This window comes from Pseudomonas sp. GM21 (assembly GCF_000282215.1).
Taxonomy (GTDB): Bacteria; Pseudomonadota; Gammaproteobacteria; order Pseudomonadales; family Pseudomonadaceae; genus Aquipseudomonas.
Window position 1 is genome coordinate 1 of the sequence record NZ_AKJS01000030.1, and the last position, 17,882, is coordinate 17,882.

General features: G+C 57.4%; 16 protein-coding genes and 1 pseudogene. 8 read left to right on the plus strand and 9 right to left on the minus strand.

Going from position 1 to position 17,882, the window contains the following annotated elements:
* From PMI22_RS23180 to hemE, 4 genes are all read left to right on the plus strand, one after another.
* A partial coding sequence (locus tag PMI22_RS23180; RefSeq protein WP_007943741.1) for an SPOR domain-containing protein occupies positions 1-329 on the plus strand: 329 nt, incomplete at its 5' end.
* Between the two features lie 352 nt (positions 330-681).
* Positions 682-5,127: a glutamate synthase large subunit gene (gltB, locus tag PMI22_RS23175; RefSeq protein ID WP_007943742.1), complete on the plus strand. Its 4,446-nt coding sequence runs from the start codon at positions 682-684 to the stop codon at positions 5,125-5,127.
* A gap of 127 nt (positions 5,128-5,254) precedes the next feature.
* Positions 5,255-6,673: an FAD-dependent oxidoreductase gene (locus PMI22_RS23170; protein WP_007943743.1), complete on the plus strand. Its 1,419-nt coding sequence runs from the start codon at positions 5,255-5,257 to the stop codon at positions 6,671-6,673.
* A gap of 254 nt (positions 6,674-6,927) precedes the next feature.
* Positions 6,928-7,995 (plus strand): uroporphyrinogen decarboxylase, encoded by a 1,068-nt coding sequence (gene hemE, locus PMI22_RS23165; protein ID WP_007943744.1) that lies wholly within the window; start codon positions 6,928-6,930, stop codon positions 7,993-7,995.
* A 179-nt stretch (positions 7,996-8,174) separates the two neighbouring features.
* Here hemE and PMI22_RS23160 read toward each other — a convergent pair whose 3' ends face one another.
* Positions 8,175-9,449, minus strand: coding sequence for an MFS transporter (locus PMI22_RS23160; protein WP_033048900.1), 1,275 nt, complete (start codon positions 9,447-9,449; stop codon positions 8,175-8,177).
* A gap of 118 nt (positions 9,450-9,567) precedes the next feature.
* Here PMI22_RS23160 and PMI22_RS23155 point away from each other — a divergent pair, with 118 nt between their 5' ends.
* From PMI22_RS23155 to PMI22_RS23145, 3 genes are all read left to right on the plus strand, one after another.
* Positions 9,568-10,470 carry a LysR family transcriptional regulator gene (locus PMI22_RS23155; RefSeq protein ID WP_007943748.1) on the plus strand — a complete coding sequence of 301 codons (903 nt, stop codon included), beginning with the start codon at positions 9,568-9,570 and terminating at the stop codon, positions 10,468-10,470.
* A 63-nt stretch (positions 10,471-10,533) separates the two neighbouring features.
* Entirely contained in the window at positions 10,534-10,839 is a 306-nt protein-coding gene (locus PMI22_RS23150; protein ID WP_033048901.1) for a type II toxin-antitoxin system RelE/ParE family toxin, read from the plus strand.
* The gene (locus PMI22_RS23145) at positions 10,836-11,123 is read left to right on the plus strand and encodes an addiction module antidote protein (RefSeq protein WP_007943750.1); all 288 of its coding nucleotides are present in this window, start codon (positions 10,836-10,838) and stop codon (positions 11,121-11,123) included. Before PMI22_RS23150 ends, PMI22_RS23145 begins: the two co-directional genes overlap by 4 nt.
* Before the next feature lie 383 nt (positions 11,124-11,506).
* Here the strand turns inward: PMI22_RS23145 and PMI22_RS23140 are convergent, their stop codons facing one another.
* The 7 genes and pseudogenes from PMI22_RS23140 to PMI22_RS23115 all read right to left on the minus strand — a co-directional run bounded on the left by PMI22_RS23140 (position 11,507) and on the right by PMI22_RS23115 (position 16,023).
* Positions 11,507-11,773: a hypothetical protein gene (locus PMI22_RS23140; RefSeq protein ID WP_007943752.1), complete on the minus strand. Its 267-nt coding sequence runs from the start codon at positions 11,771-11,773 to the stop codon at positions 11,507-11,509.
* Positions 11,774-11,810: 37 nt separating this feature from the next.
* A complete protein-coding gene (locus tag PMI22_RS23135; protein ID WP_007943754.1) occupies positions 11,811-12,185 on the minus strand; it encodes a DUF6124 family protein in 375 nt (124 codons plus the stop codon).
* Positions 12,186-12,756: 571 nt separating this feature from the next.
* A pseudogene (queC, locus tag PMI22_RS0129150) lies at positions 12,757-13,458 on the minus strand (7-cyano-7-deazaguanine synthase QueC).
* Positions 13,459-13,717: 259 nt separating this feature from the next.
* A complete protein-coding gene (locus PMI22_RS23130) occupies positions 13,718-13,996 on the minus strand; it encodes a DUF6953 family protein (RefSeq protein WP_007943759.1) in 279 nt (92 codons plus the stop codon).
* A 29-nt stretch (positions 13,997-14,025) separates the two neighbouring features.
* Entirely contained in the window at positions 14,026-14,337 is a 312-nt protein-coding gene (locus PMI22_RS23125; protein WP_007943760.1) for a (2Fe-2S) ferredoxin domain-containing protein, read from the minus strand.
* Between the two features lie 19 nt (positions 14,338-14,356).
* Positions 14,357-15,253: a DMT family transporter gene (locus tag PMI22_RS23120; RefSeq protein WP_007943761.1), complete on the minus strand. Its 897-nt coding sequence runs from the start codon at positions 15,251-15,253 to the stop codon at positions 14,357-14,359.
* A complete protein-coding gene (locus tag PMI22_RS23115) occupies positions 15,253-16,023 on the minus strand; it encodes an iron-containing redox enzyme family protein (RefSeq protein ID WP_007943762.1) in 771 nt (256 codons plus the stop codon). The genes PMI22_RS23120 and PMI22_RS23115 overlap by 1 nt, the downstream gene beginning before the upstream one ends.
* A gap of 129 nt (positions 16,024-16,152) precedes the next feature.
* Here PMI22_RS23115 and PMI22_RS23110 point away from each other — a divergent pair, with 129 nt between their 5' ends.
* Positions 16,153-17,067: a LysR family transcriptional regulator gene (locus PMI22_RS23110; RefSeq protein WP_007943763.1), complete on the plus strand. Its 915-nt coding sequence runs from the start codon at positions 16,153-16,155 to the stop codon at positions 17,065-17,067.
* A 129-nt stretch (positions 17,068-17,196) separates the two neighbouring features.
* Here the strand turns inward: PMI22_RS23110 and PMI22_RS23105 are convergent.
* The coding region (locus PMI22_RS23105) for a beta-ketoacyl synthase N-terminal-like domain-containing protein (protein WP_007943764.1) at positions 17,197-17,882 on the minus strand (686 nt) is incomplete at its 5' end.

Sequence of the window (17,882 nt, forward strand, 5' to 3'; positions counted from 1 at the left end):
TGGCGGCTGCCGCCAAGCCAGCACCCGCAGCCAAGGCCGCTGGCGGAACCTGGTACGCTGGGCAACCTACAAGCAATTACGTGGTGCAGATTCTCGGCACCAGCTCGGAAACGTCTGCGCAAAACTTCGTGAAGGAGCAGGGCGGCGAGTACCGTTATTTCAAGAAAGTGCTCAACGGCAAGCCGCTTTACGTCATCACCTACGGTAACTTCGCCAGTCGCGATGCAGCCGTTACCGCTATCAAGGCCTTGCCAGCGAAGGTTCAGGCTGGTAAACCTTGGCCACGCACTGTCGCCAGCGTCCAACAGGAACTGGCAACAACTCGCTGATGATTCGGCGGCCTTACCCAGGCCGCCTCTCCCGGCACCTCAAAATTTCTACAAGCGCATGCCGTCTCCCAAGACTGCGTGCCTTGTGGTGTCTGCGTTACAGTAGTCTTTGAGTCGTTGCGGTCAAAATTAAAAAAAAATTTTGACTAGCACAGCGGATCGCTTTAAACCTTTCACAAATGCGACATGGATTTGCGACAGTTCGTCGTCAAATTTGTGAGCGTAAGTGTCGGTGTGTACAATGACCTCCCTTTTGCCCCCGCAAAGCTGGCATACGTTCGGCGCGGATGGTAACTGATTGAATTGAAAAGAAATTTGCCTCGACAAGAGGCAGCCTGGTGAGAAAGTGTCTATGAAAGCAGGTCTGTACCAACCAGATGAATTCAAGGATAACTGCGGTTTCGGCCTGATAGCCCATATGCAGGGCGAGCCCAGTCATACCCTTTTGCAAACGGCCATCGAGGCCCTGACCTGCATGACCCACCGCGGTGGGATTAATGCCGACGGCAAGACCGGTGACGGTTGCGGTCTGCTGATTCAAAAGCCGGACGTGTTCCTGCGAGCCATCGCCCAGGAAACCTTCGGTGTTGAACTGCCCAAGCAATACGCCGTGGGCATGGTTTTCTTCAACCAGGACCCGGTCAAAGCCGAAGCCGCTCGCGAGAACATGAACCGCGAGATCCTGGCTGCCGGCCTGAACCTCGTCGGCTGGCGCAAAGTGCCGATCGACACCAGTGTCCTCGGCCGTCTGGCCCTCGAGCGCCTGCCGCAGATCGAACAAGTGTTCATCGGGGGTGAAGGCCTGAGCGATCAGGACATGGCGATCAAGCTGTTCACCTCCCGTCGTCGCTCGTCCGTGGCCAACGCCGCCGACACCGATCACTACATCTGCAGCTTTTCGCACAAGACCATCATTTATAAAGGCCTGATGATGCCGGCGGACTTGACCGCCTTCTATCCAGACCTCAGCGATGAGCGCCTGCAAACCTCGATTTGCGTGTTCCACCAGCGCTTCTCCACCAACACCCTGCCGAAATGGCCGCTGGCTCAACCGTTCCGCTTCCTGGCGCACAACGGCGAGATCAACACCATCACCGGCAACCGCAACTGGGCCGTGGCCCGTCGCACCAAGTTCACCAACGATCTGATGGACCTGGAAGAACTCGGCCCGCTGGTCAACCGCGTCGGTTCCGACTCCTCCAGCATGGACAACATGCTCGAACTGATGGTCACCGGTGGCATCGATCTGTTCCGTGGCGTGCGGATGATCATTCCGCCTGCGTGGCAGAACGTCGAAACCATGGACCCGGATCTGCGTGCGTTCTACGAGTACAACTCGATGCACATGGAGCCGTGGGACGGCCCGGCTGGCGTGGTCATGACCGATGGTCGCTACGCCGTGTGCCTGCTCGACCGTAACGGTCTGCGTCCAGCCCGTTGGGTTACCACCAAAAACGGGTTCATCACCCTGGCCTCGGAAATCGGTGTCTGGAACTACCAGCCTGAAGACGTGATCGCCAAGGGCCGAGTTGGCCCGGGCCAGATCTTTGCAGTGGACACCGAAACCGGCCAGATCCTCGACACCGATGCGATCGACAACCGCCTGAAGTCCCGTCATCCGTACAAGCAATGGCTGCGCAAGAATGCCCTGCGCATCCAGGCGACCATGGAAGACAACGACCACGGTTCGGCTTTCTACGACGTCGACCAGCTCAAGCAGTACATGAAGATGTACCAGGTCACTTTCGAAGAACGTGATCAGGTGCTGCGTCCGCTCGGCGAGCAAGGCTACGAAGCAGTCGGCTCGATGGGCGACGATACGCCGATGGCCGTGCTGTCTCAGCGCGTGCGTACGCCGTACGACTATTTCCGCCAGCAGTTCGCGCAGGTCACCAACCCGCCGATCGACCCGCTGCGTGAAGCCATCGTCATGTCGCTGGAGATCTGCCTCGGTGCCGAGCGCAACATCTTCCAGGAGTCGCCGGAACACGCTTCGCGCGTGATCCTCAGCTCGCCGGTCATTTCCCCGGCCAAGTGGCGCTCGCTGATGAACCTCGATCGTCCGGGCTTCGAGCGCGCGATCATCGATCTGAACTACGACGAAAGCGTCGGCCTGGAAGCGGCGATCCGCAACGTTGCCGATCAGGCTGAAGAAGCCGTGCGCGCCGGTCGTACCCAGGTTGTGTTGAGTGACCGTCACATTGCCCCGGGCAAGTTGCCGATCCACGCTTCGCTCGCCACCGGCGCGGTGCACCACCGCCTGACCGAAAAAGGCCTGCGTTGCGACTCCAACATTCTCGTGGAAACCGCGACCGCACGTGACCCGCATCACTTTGCCGTGCTGATCGGTTTCGGCGCTTCGGCGGTGTACCCGTTCCTGGCTTACGAAGTGCTGGGCGACCTGATTCGTACCGGTGAAGTGCTGGGCGACCTCTATGAGGTGTTCAAGAACTACCGTAAAGGCATCACCAAGGGCCTGCTGAAGATCCTGTCGAAGATGGGCATTTCGACCATCACGTCGTATCGCGGCGCGCAGTTGTTCGAAGCCATCGGCTTGTCCGAGGAAGTGTGCGAACTGAGCTTCCGTGGTGTGCCGAGCCGCATCAAGGGTGCGCGCTTCGTCGACATCGAAGCCGAGCAGAAAGCCCTGGCTGCCGAAGCCTGGAGCCCGCGCAAGCCGATCCAGCAAGGCGGCCTGCTGAAGTTCGTCCACGGTGGCGAATATCACGCCTACAACCCTGACGTGGTCAACACCCTGCAAGCTGCTGTGCAGCAGGGCGACTACAGCAAGTTCAAGGAATACACATCGTTGGTGGACAACCGTCCAGTGTCGATGATCCGCGACATGTTCAAGGTCAAAACCCTCGACACGCCGCTCGACATCAGCGAAATCGAGCCGCTGGAGTCGGTGCTCAAGCGCTTCGACTCCGCGGGTATCTCGCTGGGCGCGCTGTCGCCGGAAGCTCACGAAGCCCTGGCCGAAGCCATGAATCGCCTCGGTGCGCGTTCCAACTCCGGTGAAGGCGGCGAAGATCCAGCACGCTACGGCACCATCAAGAGCTCGAAAATCAAGCAGGTCGCGACTGGCCGCTTTGGTGTGACCCCGGAATACCTGGTCAACGCTGAAGTGCTGCAGATCAAAGTCGCTCAGGGCGCCAAGCCCGGCGAAGGTGGTCAGCTGCCAGGCGGCAAGGTCAACGGTCTGATCGCCAAGCTGCGTTACGCAGTGCCGGGCGTGACCCTGATTTCGCCACCGCCGCACCACGACATCTACTCGATTGAAGACTTGTCGCAGCTGATTTTCGACCTCAAACAAGTCAACCCCAAGGCGCTGGTTTCGGTGAAGCTGGTTGCAGAAGCGGGCGTCGGCACCATCGCCGCCGGTGTGGCCAAGGCCTATGCGGACTTGATCACCATCTCCGGCTACGACGGCGGCACCGGCGCATCGCCGCTGACCTCGATCAAATACGCGGGCGCTCCGTGGGAACTCGGCCTGGCTGAAACCCACCAGACCCTGCGCGGCAACGACCTGCGCGGCAAAGTCCGGGTGCAGACCGACGGCGGCCTGAAAACCGGCCTCGACGTGATCAAGGCGGCCATCCTCGGCGCTGAAAGCTTCGGCTTTGGCACCGCGCCAATGATCGCGCTGGGCTGCAAATACCTGCGTATTTGCCACCTGAACAACTGCGCCACCGGCGTTGCGACCCAGAACGAGAAGCTGCGCAAGGATCACTACATCGGCACCGTCGACATGGTGGTGAATTTCTTCACCTACGTCGCCGAAGAAACCCGTGAGTGGCTGGCCAAGCTCGGCGTGCGTTCCCTCGAAGAGCTGATCGGTCGTACCGATCTGCTGGAAGTCCTCGAAGGCCAGACCGCCAAGCAGCAACACCTGGACCTGACCCCGTTGCTCGGCAGCGATCACATCCCGGCAGACAAGCCTCAATTCTGCCAGGTGGACCGCAACCCGCCGTTCGACAAAGGCCTGCTGGCCGAGAAAATGGTCGACTTGGCCACCTCGGCGATCAACGACATGAGCGGCGCCGACTTCGCTCTGGACATCTGCAACTGCGACCGTTCCATCGGCGCACGGATCTCCGGTGAAATTGCCCGCAAGCACGGCAACCAAGGCATGGCGAACGCGCCAATCACCTTCCGCTTCAAAGGCACGGCCGGTCAGAGCTTCGGTGTGTGGAACGCTGGTGGCCTGAATATGTATCTGGAAGGCGACGCCAACGACTACGTCGGCAAAGGCATGACCGGCGGCAAACTGGTCATCGTTCCGCCGAAGGGCAGCGTCTACAAGACTCAGGACAGTGCCATCATCGGCAACACCTGCCTGTACGGCGCCACGGGCGGCAAGCTGTTCGCCGCCGGCACCGCGGGCGAGCGTTTTGCCGTGCGTAACTCCGGTGCCCACACGGTTGTGGAAGGCACGGGCGATCACTGCTGCGAGTACATGACCGGTGGTTTCGTTTGCGTCCTGGGCAAGACCGGTTACAACTTCGGCTCAGGCATGACCGGCGGTTTCGCCTACGTGCTCGACCAGGACAACAGCTTCGTTGACCGGGTCAACCACGAACTGGTGGAAATCCAGCGGATCAGCGGTGAAGCGATGGAAGCCTATCGCAGCCACCTGCAACGCGTGCTGAACGAATACGTCGAGGAAACCGACAGCGAATGGGGTCGTAACCTCGCTGAAAACCTCGATGACTATTTGCGTCGTTTCTGGCTCGTCAAACCTAAGGCGGCGAGCTTGAAAACGTTGCTCTCCAGTACTCGTGCGAGTCCGCAATAAACGACGCAGCGGCAAGTCGCAGGCTTCAAGCGTCAAGCTTGAAGCAATGCGCGGTGCGGCGGATTAATTTGATTTTCTTGCAGCTTGAAGCTTGTAGCTTGAGGCTGTCGTGTACGAGGTTTTGAAGATGGCCGAACGTCTCAGCAACGACTTCCAATTCATCGATGTCGGGCGCAAAGATCCGAAGAAGAAACTGTTGCGTCAACGCAAGAAAGAGTTCGTGGAAATCTACGAACCCTTCAAACCCCAGCATTCGGCCGATCAGGCCCACCGCTGCCTGGGTTGCGGTAACCCGTATTGCGAATGGAAGTGCCCGGTGCACAACTTCATTCCAAACTGGCTGAAACTGGTGGCCGAGGGCAACATCCTCCAGGCCGCCGAGCTGTCGCACCAGACCAACACCCTGCCGGAAGTCTGCGGCCGGGTGTGCCCGCAGGACCGTCTGTGCGAGGGTGCCTGCACCCTTAACGACGGCTTCGGCGCGGTGACCATCGGTTCGGTGGAGAAGTACATCACCGACACCGCGTTCGCCATGGGCTGGCGCCCGGACATGTCCAAGGTCAAGCCGACCGGCAAGCGTGTCGCGATCATCGGCGCCGGCCCGGCAGGTCTGGGCTGTGCGGACGTGCTGGTTCGCGGTGGTGTGACCCCGGTGGTGTTCGACAAGAACCCGGAAATCGGTGGCTTGCTGACCTTCGGTATCCCCGAGTTCAAGCTGGAAAAGACCGTGCTGAGCAATCGCCGCGAAGTCTTTACCGGCATGGGCATCGAGTTCCGCCTGAACACCGAAGTGGGCAAGGACGTGACCGTCGAGCAACTGCTCGAAGAGTACGATGCCGTGTTCATGGGCATGGGCACCTACACCTATATGAAGGGCGGCTTTGCCGGTGAGGACCTGCCGGGCGTGCATGACGCGCTCGACTTCCTGATTGCCAACGTCAACCGCAACCTGGGCTTTGAAAAGTCGCCGGAAGATTTCGTCGACATGAAAGGCAAAAAGGTCGTGGTACTGGGCGGCGGCGACACGGCGATGGACTGCAACCGTACTTCGATTCGCCAGGGTGCCAAGTCGGTGACCTGTGCTTATCGTCGTGACGAAGCGAACATGCCGGGCTCGCGCAAAGAGGTGAAGAACGCCAAGGAAGAAGGCGTGAAATTCCTCTACAACCGCCAGCCGATTGCCATTGTCGGTGAAGACCGCGTCGAAGGCGTGAAAGTGGTCGAGACCCGTCTCGGTGCACCGGACGCCCGTGGCCGTCGCAGCCCCGAGCCGATCCCGGGTTCCGAAGAGATCATCCCGGCTGACGCCGTGGTCATCGCCTTCGGTTTCCGTCCAAGCCCGGCGCCGTGGTTCGAACAGTTCGACATCCAGACCGACAGCCAGGGCCGCGTTGTGGCTCCGGAACAAGGTAAATACAAGCACCAGACCAGCAACCCGAAAATTTTCGCCGGCGGCGATATGGTTCGCGGTTCTGACCTGGTGGTGACCGCGATCTTCGAAGGCCGCAATGCCGCCGAAGGGATCCTGGATTACCTGGGCGTCTGATCACTTTCCAAAACTGGAATGCGATCAAAATGTGGGAGCGAGCCTGCTCGCGAAAGCGGTGGATCAGCCAACAGAGATGTTGACTGCGAAGCCCTCTTCGCGAGCAGGCTCGCTCCCACAGTTGTTTCGTGGTGTTGCTGAATTCCGTGTTTCCCCCGCGACCAATTGACCCGATAGACAAAAGGCTGACCTGCAACCGTGCCTTTTGCGCCCGGCTCTGAGAAAATGCCCGCACTTTTTTTCCGGATGCCGACATGACTGCCCTGAAGAACGACCGTTTCCTTCGCGCCCTGCTCAAGCAACCCGTGGACGTCACCCCTGTGTGGATGATGCGTCAAGCCGGTCGCTACCTGCCGGAATACCGCGCCAGCCGTGCCAAGGCCGGTGACTTCATGAGCCTGTGCATGAACCCGGAGTTCGCTTGCGAAGTCACGATGCAGCCGCTCGACCGCTATCCACAACTGGACGCGGCGATCCTCTTCTCCGACATCCTCACCATCCCGGATGCCATGGGCCAAGGCCTGTACTTCGAAACTGGTGAAGGTCCGCGCTTCAAGAAAGTCGTCAGCACAATGGCCGACATCGAAGCCCTGCCGATCCCGGATCCGCACAAAGACCTCGGCTACGTCATGGACGCGGTCAGCACCATCCGCCGCGAACTGAACGGCCGCGTGCCGCTGATCGGCTTTGCCGGCAGCCCATGGACCCTGGCTACCTACATGGTTGAAGGCGGCTCGTCGAAAGACTACCGCAAGACCAAAACCATGCTCTACGACAACCCGCAAGCCTTGCACCTGTTGCTGGACAAGCTCGCGCAGACGGTCACCAGCTACCTCAACGGCCAGATCATGGCGGGTGCGCAAGCGGTGCAGATCTTCGACAGCTGGGGCGGCAGTCTCTCGGCGGCGGCGTACCAGGAATTCTCCCTGGCCTACATGAAAAAAATCGTCAACGGCCTGATCCGCGAACACGAAGGCCGCAAGGTTCCGGTCATCCTGTTCACCAAGAACGGCGGCCTGTGGCTGGAAAGCATCGCCGATGCCGGCGCTGATGCACTGGGCCTGGACTGGACCTGCGACATCGGCAGCGCCCGGGATCGCGTTGGCAGCAAAGTCGCCCTGCAAGGCAACATGGACCCAACCGTGCTGTACGCCAAACCGGAAGCCATTCGCACCGAAGTCGGCCGCATTCTCGCCAGCTACGGCAAAGGCAGTGGCCACGTGTTCAACCTCGGCCATGGCATCACGCCGGAAGTTGATCCGGAACATGCGGGTGCCTTCCTGCGCGCGGTGCATGAGTTGTCGGCGCAGTATCACGAGTGATCGTCGTCCGATACTGAAAACGCCCGGCTAATGCCGGGCGTTTTTGTTTGCACGATCCAATATCGAGCGCGGATCAAATGTAGGAGTGAGCCTGCTCGCGATAGCGGTAAATCAGTCGCTGAATGTATTGGCTGACACTCCGCTATCGCGAGCAGGCTCACTCCTACATGGGTTATGCGTCAGGCTTTGACTCCGCCCAACGGCGGCAACTTCGCCAGCTTCAACGCCACCAACAGCGCCACCAACAACAGCGCACCAATGAACAAGCCAATCCCGTTCCACCCGCCCAAATGCCAGAACACCCCACCCGCCGTCCCGGCAATGCTCGATCCGGCGTAATAGCTAAACAGATACAACGATGATGCCTGCCCCTTGGCCTTGATCGCCCGACGCCCGATCCAGCTGCTGGCCACGGAATGCGCGGCAAAGAAGCCAAAGGTAAAGACCAGCATGCCGATGATCACCACCGGCAGTGGGGTAAACATGGTCAGGGCAAGGCCGGCGAGCATCAGCACAATGGTCGCCCAAAGCACTTTGCGGCGCCCGAGCTTGTCAGCCAGCGAACCGATTTTCGCCGAGCTGTAGATCCCTGACAGGTACACCACCGAGAGCAGTCCAACGAAGGCTTGCTCCATGTGATACGGCTCCGCCAGCAGTCGGTAACCGATGTAGTTGAACAGCGTGACGAACGCGCCCATCAGCACAAAGGCTTCAAGAAACAACAACGGCAAACCGGCGTCGCGAAAGTGCATGGTGAAGCCGTCGATCAAGCTGCGCGGGTGCAGCGAGCGGGCGCGGAAGTTGCGCGACTCGGGGAGAATCTTCCAGAACACCGCTGCGGCAATCAGCGCCAGACCGCCAATCACCAGCATTGCCGTGTGCCAGCTGACGAAGTCGATCAGCACCCCGGTGATCAAGCGTCCGCACATGCCGCCAATCGCGTTGCCGCCAATGTATAAGCCCATGGCCAGGCCAATGTGCTGCGGGTGGATCTCTTCGCTCAGGTAAGTCATGGCGACCGCTGCCAAGCCGCTCAACGACAAGCCGATCAGCGCGCGCATGATCAACACGCCTTCCCAACTCGGCATCATTGCGCTGGCCATGGTGCACAGCGCGGCAGCGAACAACGCGGCGACCATGACGGGTTTGCGTCCGACACGGTCGGAGATCGGACCGGTGATCAGCAGACCAATGGCAAGCATGCCGGTAGCGACCGACAGGATCAGGCTGCTCTGCGCCGCGTTGATCGAGTACTCGTGAGACAGCAGCGGCATCATCGGTTGCACGCAGTACAGCAGCGCGAAGGTTGCGAAGCCGCCGGAGAACAGCGCCAGCACCGTGCGCATGAACATCGGCGTGCCTTTTTCGATGTAAATCTCTTTCAGCTCGGCGACGACATCGTCCGCCGCAGCGGGCTGAACTTCGTGGGCAAGAGGGGCGACAGCAGTTTTCACGATGGACCTCAGAGGGCGCAGCCGGTCAGGCAATGAAAAAAGCATATAGCTGCCTAATGATTCAATCCAATATATTGTTCGACCTGTTTGAGAGCTTTTACGACCTAATGGGGTTTTCATGGAATTGCGTCATCTGCGCTACTTCGTCGCCGTCGCCGAAGAACTGCACTTCGGCCGCGCCGCTCAAGTGCTGGGTATCTCACAACCGCCGTTGAGTCAGCAGATTCAGGCACTGGAGGCTGAGGTTGGCGCACGATTGTTCGAGCGAACCAATCGTCGGGTCGAGCTCAGCGAGGCCGGTCGGTTGTTTCTGCAAGAGGCGCGATTGGCGCTGGCGCAGGTCGACAAAGCCGCTGATGTGGCGCGGCGTGCGCAACTTGGAGAGTTGGGGGAGCTGAAGATCGGCTTCACCTCGTCGGCACCGTTCAATTCGACCATCCCCCAGGCGATTTTTTCATTTCGCCAGCGCTTCCCGGCGGTGCACCTGAACCTGCGGGAAATGAGCAGCACCCAGGTCGCGGATGCGTTGGTCGACGAGTCGATCGAGGTCGGCATCATGCGGCCGTTGGGGTTGCCGGATTCCCTCAGTGTCGTGGAGCTAATGCGCGAGCCACTGGTGGCGGTACTCAGCTCCAAGGACCCTTTGGTCAACGGCAGCGAAGACGGGTTGTACCTGTCGGCACTAGCCCTCGAACCCTTCGTATTTTTCCCACGCAGCTACGGCAGTGGTCTCTACGCCCAATTGCTCAGCCTGGCCCGCGATGCCGGTTTCAGCCCGCACTTTGCGCAAGAGGCTGGCGAGGCGATGACGATTATCGGGTTGGTCGCGGCGGGGTTGGGGGTGTCGGTGCTGCCGGCGTCGTATCAGCGGATGCGCATCGACGGCGTGGTGTATCGACCGTTGCTGGATCCAGCGGCGGTGTCGGCGGTTTGGCTGGTGCAGCGCAAGGATCAGAAGTCGCCGATGGCCAAGGCGTTTGTGGAGTTGTTGACGCGTAAGGTTGAGCCATTGAAGGCGTGATTGAAAATCTGCTGATCAGAATTCTTGGTTGAGTAGGTGTAGCTCAGGAGCTACACTCGCCGCATGACGGAGATTCTTCGAAGTTCAACATTCTCAGGCTGGCTAGTGAAACTGGCCGATAATCGCGCCAGGATGCGGATTCAGGTGCGGATCGACCATATGGCCGAAGGGCAGTTTGGCGATGTCAAAGCCATTGGAGAAGGATTGAGTGAAATCCGTATCGATTATGGGCCCGGTTATCGGGTCTACTTCATGCAGCAAGGTCGTCAATTAGTCATCCTCCTTTGTGGCGGTGACAAAAGCAGCCAAACACGTGACATCAAACAGGCCAGGCTAATTGCAAGAGCTTGGCAGGAGCAAAACCCATGACCGAACAATTCACTCGCTGGGACTCTGCCGAGTACCTCAAGACCGAAGAGGACATGGCCAATTACCTTGACGCTTGTATGGAAGAAGCGGGAGATGACCCAGCGTTTATTGCCAAAGCACTCGGAACCATTGCGCGGGCTCGCGGCATGACCCAAGTCGCAAGGGATGCGGGACTCTCCCGGGAAAGCCTTTACCGTGCACTGTCAGGGGAAGGGAATCCAGAGTTCGGCACGATCCTTAAAGTCGTGAAGGCTTTGGGATTGAAGTTACATGCCAGTACCTGAATTGAATGTTTTTGAGCGATACTCCCCTCGTTCCAGAAAGGGGCTTGTGAGACTCTGAGGATCCTGGGTAACCAGCCATCGCAGAGCCAGGCAGGTACAGGGCGATGACAAGCCAACCTGTTTGTGAAGGGGCGCCGAAAGGCGCCCTTTGTCGTTTAGAGTGACCCGGCTCAGTCAACCCCCGCTCCCCTCATCAAAGCGCGCAACAGCCTGCAAGTTATCGACGACCAGGCCGGTCGCGCAGGCATTGCTGAAAGCAGGTTGATTCAAGCTCAGTAAGCGTGTGAACGGCCTCTGCGCTAAGCGCGAGGCCGTCTTCACACATGTTGGAAGCGCTGGTTTCCCCACCACTGATGCCGTTAAGACGCAGCAGGCGCTTGCCCTCATTTTCTTTGTTGCGCCGAAACCTGCCCCTGCAATCGTCGCCCGACGACATCCAGCAAATCACAACCATCGCGCAATGACGTCACCAACACCCGCGCCAGCTCACTGTGAACGCCCTCGCCAAACGCGAAACTTTCAAGCAGCTGGGTCGCCGTGCGGATGCGGTAAGCCGCTGTTTCGTGCAGCACATCCAGTGGTGCTTCGGTGTCGATCACCAACGATGCGATGGTGCAATCGATGCCGGTGATAGGCATGTATCTATCCATGACAAAAAACCTCCATTGCGTAAGAGAGCGCGTTTACTTATTGGTGACTGTTGGACTGCGCCATAGACAACCCACTGGGAGGGTCAAGAATGTCCAGGGCCCGGTTGACCATCAACTCGGCCAGCACGGTCAGTTGCTGAATGGCCAATGCCTCGTTTCGGCGCGAGCCTTTGAGTTCGCAGGCGAGGTCGGTGGTCATCACATTCAGCGAGGCGAGGGTTTCAGTGGCGTGACAGAGCAAGGACTCCGTATCGACGTTCGGGTTGATGCTGAACACATGGCTGACAGGGTCGGGGCGGTTTGGATTACGCAGGCGCGCGCTGACGGTGCGCTCGGTGGTTTCGGAGAGTTTGGATAAATCGTCGGATGAAAGGTCTGCCGATTCCTGGGAGGTAGGTTTGTTTTTTTTCATGATGATGCTCCCTGCAAGAGTTAAGAAAGTGCCAATTCAATTTTTATAAAATGGAACTGGTTGGTCACTGTACTTAAGTTTTCTAGCCGGTAAAGCTGTTTGTTATAAATTTCAATTAGTTAATCAAACTATTAAACATTTGCTTAATTAAATGATTCTTTTGGGGTGCTCATGCTTTTTCGCAAAAGACACTGTTGAAAGCTTGTGACTTTGGTTGTGTGGAATACGCCGATCATACGCATTCGGTCTTCTTTGTTTCTGTAGGAAAATTATTTAGTTTGTCGATAGTCCTGCAGATTTTTTGACTGCGAAACATTATCTAACGAGTGTTTATCTTGTTTGCGGTGTTGCCATTTGTACAGCAGCTAGGATGTGGAGGACGGATTTCGAGTAAAGCATGACTACAGGTATTCAACTCTGATGCGGCTCTTTGTGATTGTAAACAAATGGTGGCTGTTAAATGTACAAGAAAGAAAAAGCAGAAAATTGGAGCCGGGCCCCTGTTTAAAAGGTGCGTGGTTAGCAGCTAAGACATATAAAAAGGGGAAGTGGCTTGACTTCCCCTGCTGTTTTACAGTTTAGGTTTTCCCTTGTTTTCCAAGCTTTTCATAACCGCCGACTTGTTCTCCAAAAACTCATTCAGCCCTTTCGCTCGAAGATTGCACGCATCGCAATTCGCGCATCCAGCCCCAATTATTCCGTTGTAGCAAGTCAGTGTCTGGTGCTGAATCAATTCAAGCTTTCCATGCTGCTCGGCAAGAGCCCATGTTTCTGCCTTATTCAACCACATGAGCGGCGTTTCAATGCGCAGTTTGTAGTCCATGCCCAGCTCAATGGCTTTATGCAGAGCCCTGACAAATTCGTCACGGCAATCCGGTTAGCCAGAGAAATCCGTCTCGCAAACACCTGTGATGACAGCCTCGGCGCGAACTTGATAGGCATAAATAGAGGCCAAGGTTAAAAACAGAATATTTCTACCGGGCACAAAAGTACTTGGCAGGCTTTCTCCTGAGCTATTCACACTGGGTACTGGGATGTTATCGCGGGTCAAACTACTGATTGCCAGTTCATTCAATAACGTAGTGTCCAGCACCTTGTGCACGGTCACGCCAAGCTCTTTCGAAAGCTGCTGCGCCACCTCGATTTCCGCGCGGTGGCGCTGACCATAGTCGAACGTAATGCAATGGATTTCATCGTAAAGCGGTAACGCCTGAATCAAGCAGGTGGTTGAGTCCTGCCCACCGCTGAAAACAATAACGGCCTTTTTTGTCATGGTTCGTTCTTCCTTGTAATGCCCCGACGTATCACGGGGCATCGACCCTAGCGCAAAGCCTCAATTCTGGTTGTGGGACGTTTCCGAAATGGAGTACTCCACTTTCCGTTTGTGTCTGTTCGTTGCTTATGACCAGCGCCGAAAAAATCAGCGAAGTATTCAAACCAGGACTCAAGTGCATTGCAGGCGCGGAGGGGGGGCACTCAGATGTTTCGCGAGGCCAGGAATCCTGCCGCATCGCATCCGTCGGGGTATCTTGTCAGCGGCTCACGCGCGTGCCAGTCGGATCTTGTGCGGTTCTTGGCCTCCATATTTGAAAGCTGCGGCTCCATACCACGTACTCAGCAGTCAGTGTTTTGAAGGCTTCGAGTATCGGCTTGTTTACGGCCCAGTTTCCGTGGCGGTTTTGGTATACATGAGCTTCGCCGAACATAAGACGAATCTCCCGCGCCGCGAGGGCTTGCGATAGAAAGTTCTGTTTTCGGTATTCGGCCAGCATCCACTGGGCGATGCACATGTCTTCATTTTTCCAGGTCATGGCGTGGATTCCTGCCGAAGGCCCCTTGTTCAAAATTGCTGATCGGGGTGCAAGATGTATTGATCGAGAATGCGTTCAACTTGTTGCGGCGTCTTGCACGAGAACCACAAATTAGCGGGGTAAATCACCATGACCGGGCCGTGGTCGCAGCGGCCCAGGCAGCCCGATGCGTTGGCGCGTGATGTTCCCGGTTCACCCATTTTGGCGAGCTTGCGTTTTGCTGCGCTGAGCAGTTCATGAGCACCTGAACCCGAGCAACTACGGCGCCCATCGGGCCGCAGATTGGTGCAAATCAATACGTGGTGTTCATAGGTCAGGGTCGGGTTTTCTGAGTCATTCATAGGTGGTCACGACCTCTGTTCAAACTTTGTTGGCAGGAACTGCGGCTTTCGATGGGTCCAGATTGAGGGCGAGTACGCTCGTCAGCACAATGGCCGTTCCAGTGATGACCATGGCGGATGGGCGTTCACTCAGAACCAACGAGGCCATCAACATCGCTGTGGGGGGGATCAGGTAAAGCGAAATGGACGCGCGGCTCACGTTGCTTTGCGTCAGTACGTATGCCCACGCGAGGTACGCGAGGGCGCTGGGGAAGATGCCCAGAATGAGCACCGCCAGGTTGACCGAAGTAGAGGCATTTTGTGCCTCGTTCCACAGCCCCGGGACATAAACAAGCAGCAGTACCGTGCCTGACCAAATGGTGTAACACACCATCGTCAACCCGTCATAACGATGGGAATGGCGTTTTTGCAAGGCGAAATACAGACTCCAGGACAACGCCGCCAAGAGAATCAACAGCCCATGCGCGTCCAACTCACCCAAACCATGGTCTGCGGTGACTACCACCGCGGCGCCGAGTAGCCCGCATAGCACACAGATCCATTGCCAGCCGTTGACCCGATCTTTGAACGCGAAATGTGCCAATAAAGTGCTGAACAGCGGCGTGGATTGTGCCAGTACGCTGGCGGCTCCCGCGCTAACACCTTGTTGGCCGTTGTTCAGGGCTATGTGGTGCAGGCTGACGGCAAAGAACCCCAACACCGCCAGCAGTGGCAAGTCTTTCAGGCGAGGCAGGGAAATACGCATCACCAATGCAACGCCAGCCATGAACGTTGATGCGATGAGAAATCGCAGCAGCGCGAGATGCCCGGGGTCATAGGCCTTTAGGCCGATGTGGATTCCAATGGGGGAATAGGCCCAGCAAAGGATTACAAAAATCACCGCCAAAGCGATTTTTATGCCGGGCCTGTTATTCATTAAGCCGTAACCCTGGACGCAGCCCGATTTTGCATGCTGGGCATGGCACGGGCTATACCGTCCCAGTACTGCTCGGTGATGTTCAGGAAGCGATTGAATGAAGCGCTGACTTCCTCTATGTCCTGGTCGGTGGTGCATTTTTGAGTGGCCGCTTTCACCGCCGGAATCTTGTGTTCTTTCTCTGCATCTCCGATGTGGATGTAGAAGTACTCGCAGTGCTCATGAAAGTCGTCGTTATTGGCGTATAGGTGCTTATAGTTGCGGGCCCCTTCGTACAAACGGGTGAGCATCGAATAGGCCAGCCACTCTTGAGCCAACAACGTTCCGAGCACATGGCGTGGATTGTTGTTATGGCCACCGTCGGTATACAAGCTCAACTGTTCGTGGATTAACGTGCGGGTGCTTTTCAGCACAGGCAACGCCATGAGTTCGTCCATGCTGTATGGCCGATCAGCGAGTCGGCTGAGAAGGTCGATCAGATAACTTTCCAGCAGGGCGAGGTGGGCCTTTTCCGGGTTGCCGTAGCCCATCTTGGAGTACAGGTTTTTGACGATTTCGACCTGAGCATGCAGGTCGTCAGCGCCCAGAAATGACAGGGTGACCATACGAGAGGTCAGTGTGGTGCGGGCCAGATAGTTTCGGGCGAACACCTCAACGTCGCCGAGGGAGAGTGTTCCTCCCATCCAGCGTTGGTAGAACGTGTTATTTAAGGCTTTATGGGTGAATACGCTTTCGGCGAGGGACTGGATTTTGCGCTGAGTTAACTCCATAAGAACTCCTGTTCATTGGGGAAATGAGGTGCGACGGCGTCACCGCAACGTGCGCCGGTGAAGTATCAAAAACACCATGCTTCACTACAAGTGACTTAAACTGATCTGTGAATTCACTCTGGATGAGCTATGGGATTGTCCCAACTGCGTATGTTCAAGACGGTTTATGACGTCGGCAGCATCGCGCGCGCCGCCGAATTGTTGCACTGCGTGCCGTCCAATATCACCGCACGACTCAAGTCCCTGGAGCGAGAGCTGGGTACACCGCTGTTTTTCCGCGAGGGTCGAGGGTTGCGGATCACTCCTGCCGGGGTGGTTTTTCTCGATTACGTGACGAAAATCCTGGGGTTGGCTGAAGAAGCTAAACGCGCGGTAGCGCCCACCAATACGCCTGGCGGTCCTCTGCGCATTGGCGCCATTGAATCCAGTGCTACGGGGCGGTTGCCACGGTTATTGGCCAAGTACCATGCGATGTACCCGCAGGTATCGCTGGAGTTGAGCACTGGCACTTGGGCTCAACTGCTGGACGACGTTCAGCATCACCGACTTGATGGGGTGATCGTGGCGGTGAACATTGAACGCCCCGGTCTCGAGCGGGCAGTGGTGTACCGGGAAGATTTAATTCTCATCGCGTCCGAGTCGCATGGACCATTACGCAAAGCAGCGGATCTGCAAGGTAAGGAAATTTTCATGTGGCCCCCGGGCTGTCCTTACCGGTTGGCGCTGGAGCAGTGGCTGTTGCGCCATGATCAGGTGTTGCCGATCGTCAGCATTGCAAGCTACGGCACCATAGTGGGTTGCGTCAGTGCCGGTGCCGGCGTTGCACTGGTACCTCGCGGTATCTATGAGCAATACCGCCAAAGTGCGGGTTGGCAAGGATATGAGTTCCCGGAATTGACGAGTATCGACAACCTTTTTTATTGGCATGAAAACGCAGGTCGACACCCCGCTCGGGAGGCGTTTTTGACGCTACTGCAGACTGAGTTCGAGGGCTTGGCGGCGTTGGAAGAAGGCGCTTGCGCGCCTCAGGTAAAACCAGCCTGATTACTGCACCTTCACCAAGCCCTTTCAACACAATCCGGCCATCGTCCCGGCGTGGCATTCATAGGTCTTGGGGTGTGCGTTCATCGCTCTTGTAGACGCTGAAGACATCCTTGACCTTGAAGTTCCAAGTCATGACCAACGCCGAAAAATCAGCGAAGTATTCACCCCGCCAAACGCGAAATTGTTGTTCATCACGTATTCATTGCTCATCTGCCGAAACTCGCCGCGCAAGTAATCCAGCTTTCCACAATGCGGATCAACCTCATCCAGGTTCAGCGTGTGTGCATACAAATCGCGATTCATCATTTCAATGCTGAACCATGACTCCAGCGCCCCGCACGCTCCGAGCGTATGACCGAGAAAGCTTTTCTGCGAACTGATCGGCATGTGTTCGCCAAACAACGAACTGGTCGCCAGTGTTTCGGCTATGTCGCCCTGTTCTGTCGCGGTGCCGTGGCCGTTCACGTAGCCGATGTCGGAAGGCTGAAGCCCGGCGTCTTCCAGGGCCAGCTCCATGGCGCGGCGCATGGTGAGCTGCTCTGGACGCGTGGTGTGCTGGCCGTCGGCGTTGCTGCCGAAGCCGACGAGTTCGGCGTGGATGCGCGCGCCGCGAGCCAGGGCGTGTTCCAGCTCTTCAAGCACCAGCATGCCGCCGCCTTCGCCGATCACCAGGCCGTCGCGATCCTTGTCATAAGGACGAGGGCTGGATTGCGGGGTGTCGTTTTTCAGGCTGGTGGCGTAGAGCGCGTCGAAGACCATGGCTTCGGTTGGGCACAGCTCTTCAGCGCCGCCCGCCAGCATCAGCGGCAGGGGGG

Bases quoted from the DNA above. Each gene is read 5' to 3' on its own strand.
- gltB (WP_007943742.1), top strand. From the start codon at position 682: ATGAAAGCAGGTCTGTACCAACCAGATGAATTCAAGGATAACTGCGGT.
- PMI22_RS23170 (WP_007943743.1), top strand. From the start codon at position 5,255: ATGGCCGAACGTCTCAGCAACGACTTCCAATTCATCGATGTCGGGCGC.
- hemE (WP_007943744.1), top strand. From the start codon at position 6,928: ATGACTGCCCTGAAGAACGACCGTTTCCTTCGCGCCCTGCTCAAGCAA.
- PMI22_RS23155 (WP_007943748.1), top strand. From the start codon at position 9,568: ATGGAATTGCGTCATCTGCGCTACTTCGTCGCCGTCGCCGAAGAACTG.
- PMI22_RS23150 (WP_033048901.1), top strand. From the start codon at position 10,534: ATGACGGAGATTCTTCGAAGTTCAACATTCTCAGGCTGGCTAGTGAAA.
- PMI22_RS23145 (WP_007943750.1), top strand. From the start codon at position 10,836: ATGACCGAACAATTCACTCGCTGGGACTCTGCCGAGTACCTCAAGACC.
- PMI22_RS23140 (WP_007943752.1), bottom strand. From the start codon at position 11,773: ATGGATAGATACATGCCTATCACCGGCATCGATTGCACCATCGCATCG.
- PMI22_RS23135 (WP_007943754.1), bottom strand. From the start codon at position 12,185: ATGAAAAAAAACAAACCTACCTCCCAGGAATCGGCAGACCTTTCATCC.
- PMI22_RS23130 (WP_007943759.1), bottom strand. From the start codon at position 13,996: ATGACCTGGAAAAATGAAGACATGTGCATCGCCCAGTGGATGCTGGCC.
- PMI22_RS23125 (WP_007943760.1), bottom strand. From the start codon at position 14,337: ATGAATGACTCAGAAAACCCGACCCTGACCTATGAACACCACGTATTG.
- PMI22_RS23120 (WP_007943761.1), bottom strand. From the start codon at position 15,253: ATGAATAACAGGCCCGGCATAAAAATCGCTTTGGCGGTGATTTTTGTA.
- PMI22_RS23115 (WP_007943762.1), bottom strand. From the start codon at position 16,023: ATGGAGTTAACTCAGCGCAAAATCCAGTCCCTCGCCGAAAGCGTATTC.
- PMI22_RS23110 (WP_007943763.1), top strand. From the start codon at position 16,153: ATGGGATTGTCCCAACTGCGTATGTTCAAGACGGTTTATGACGTCGGC.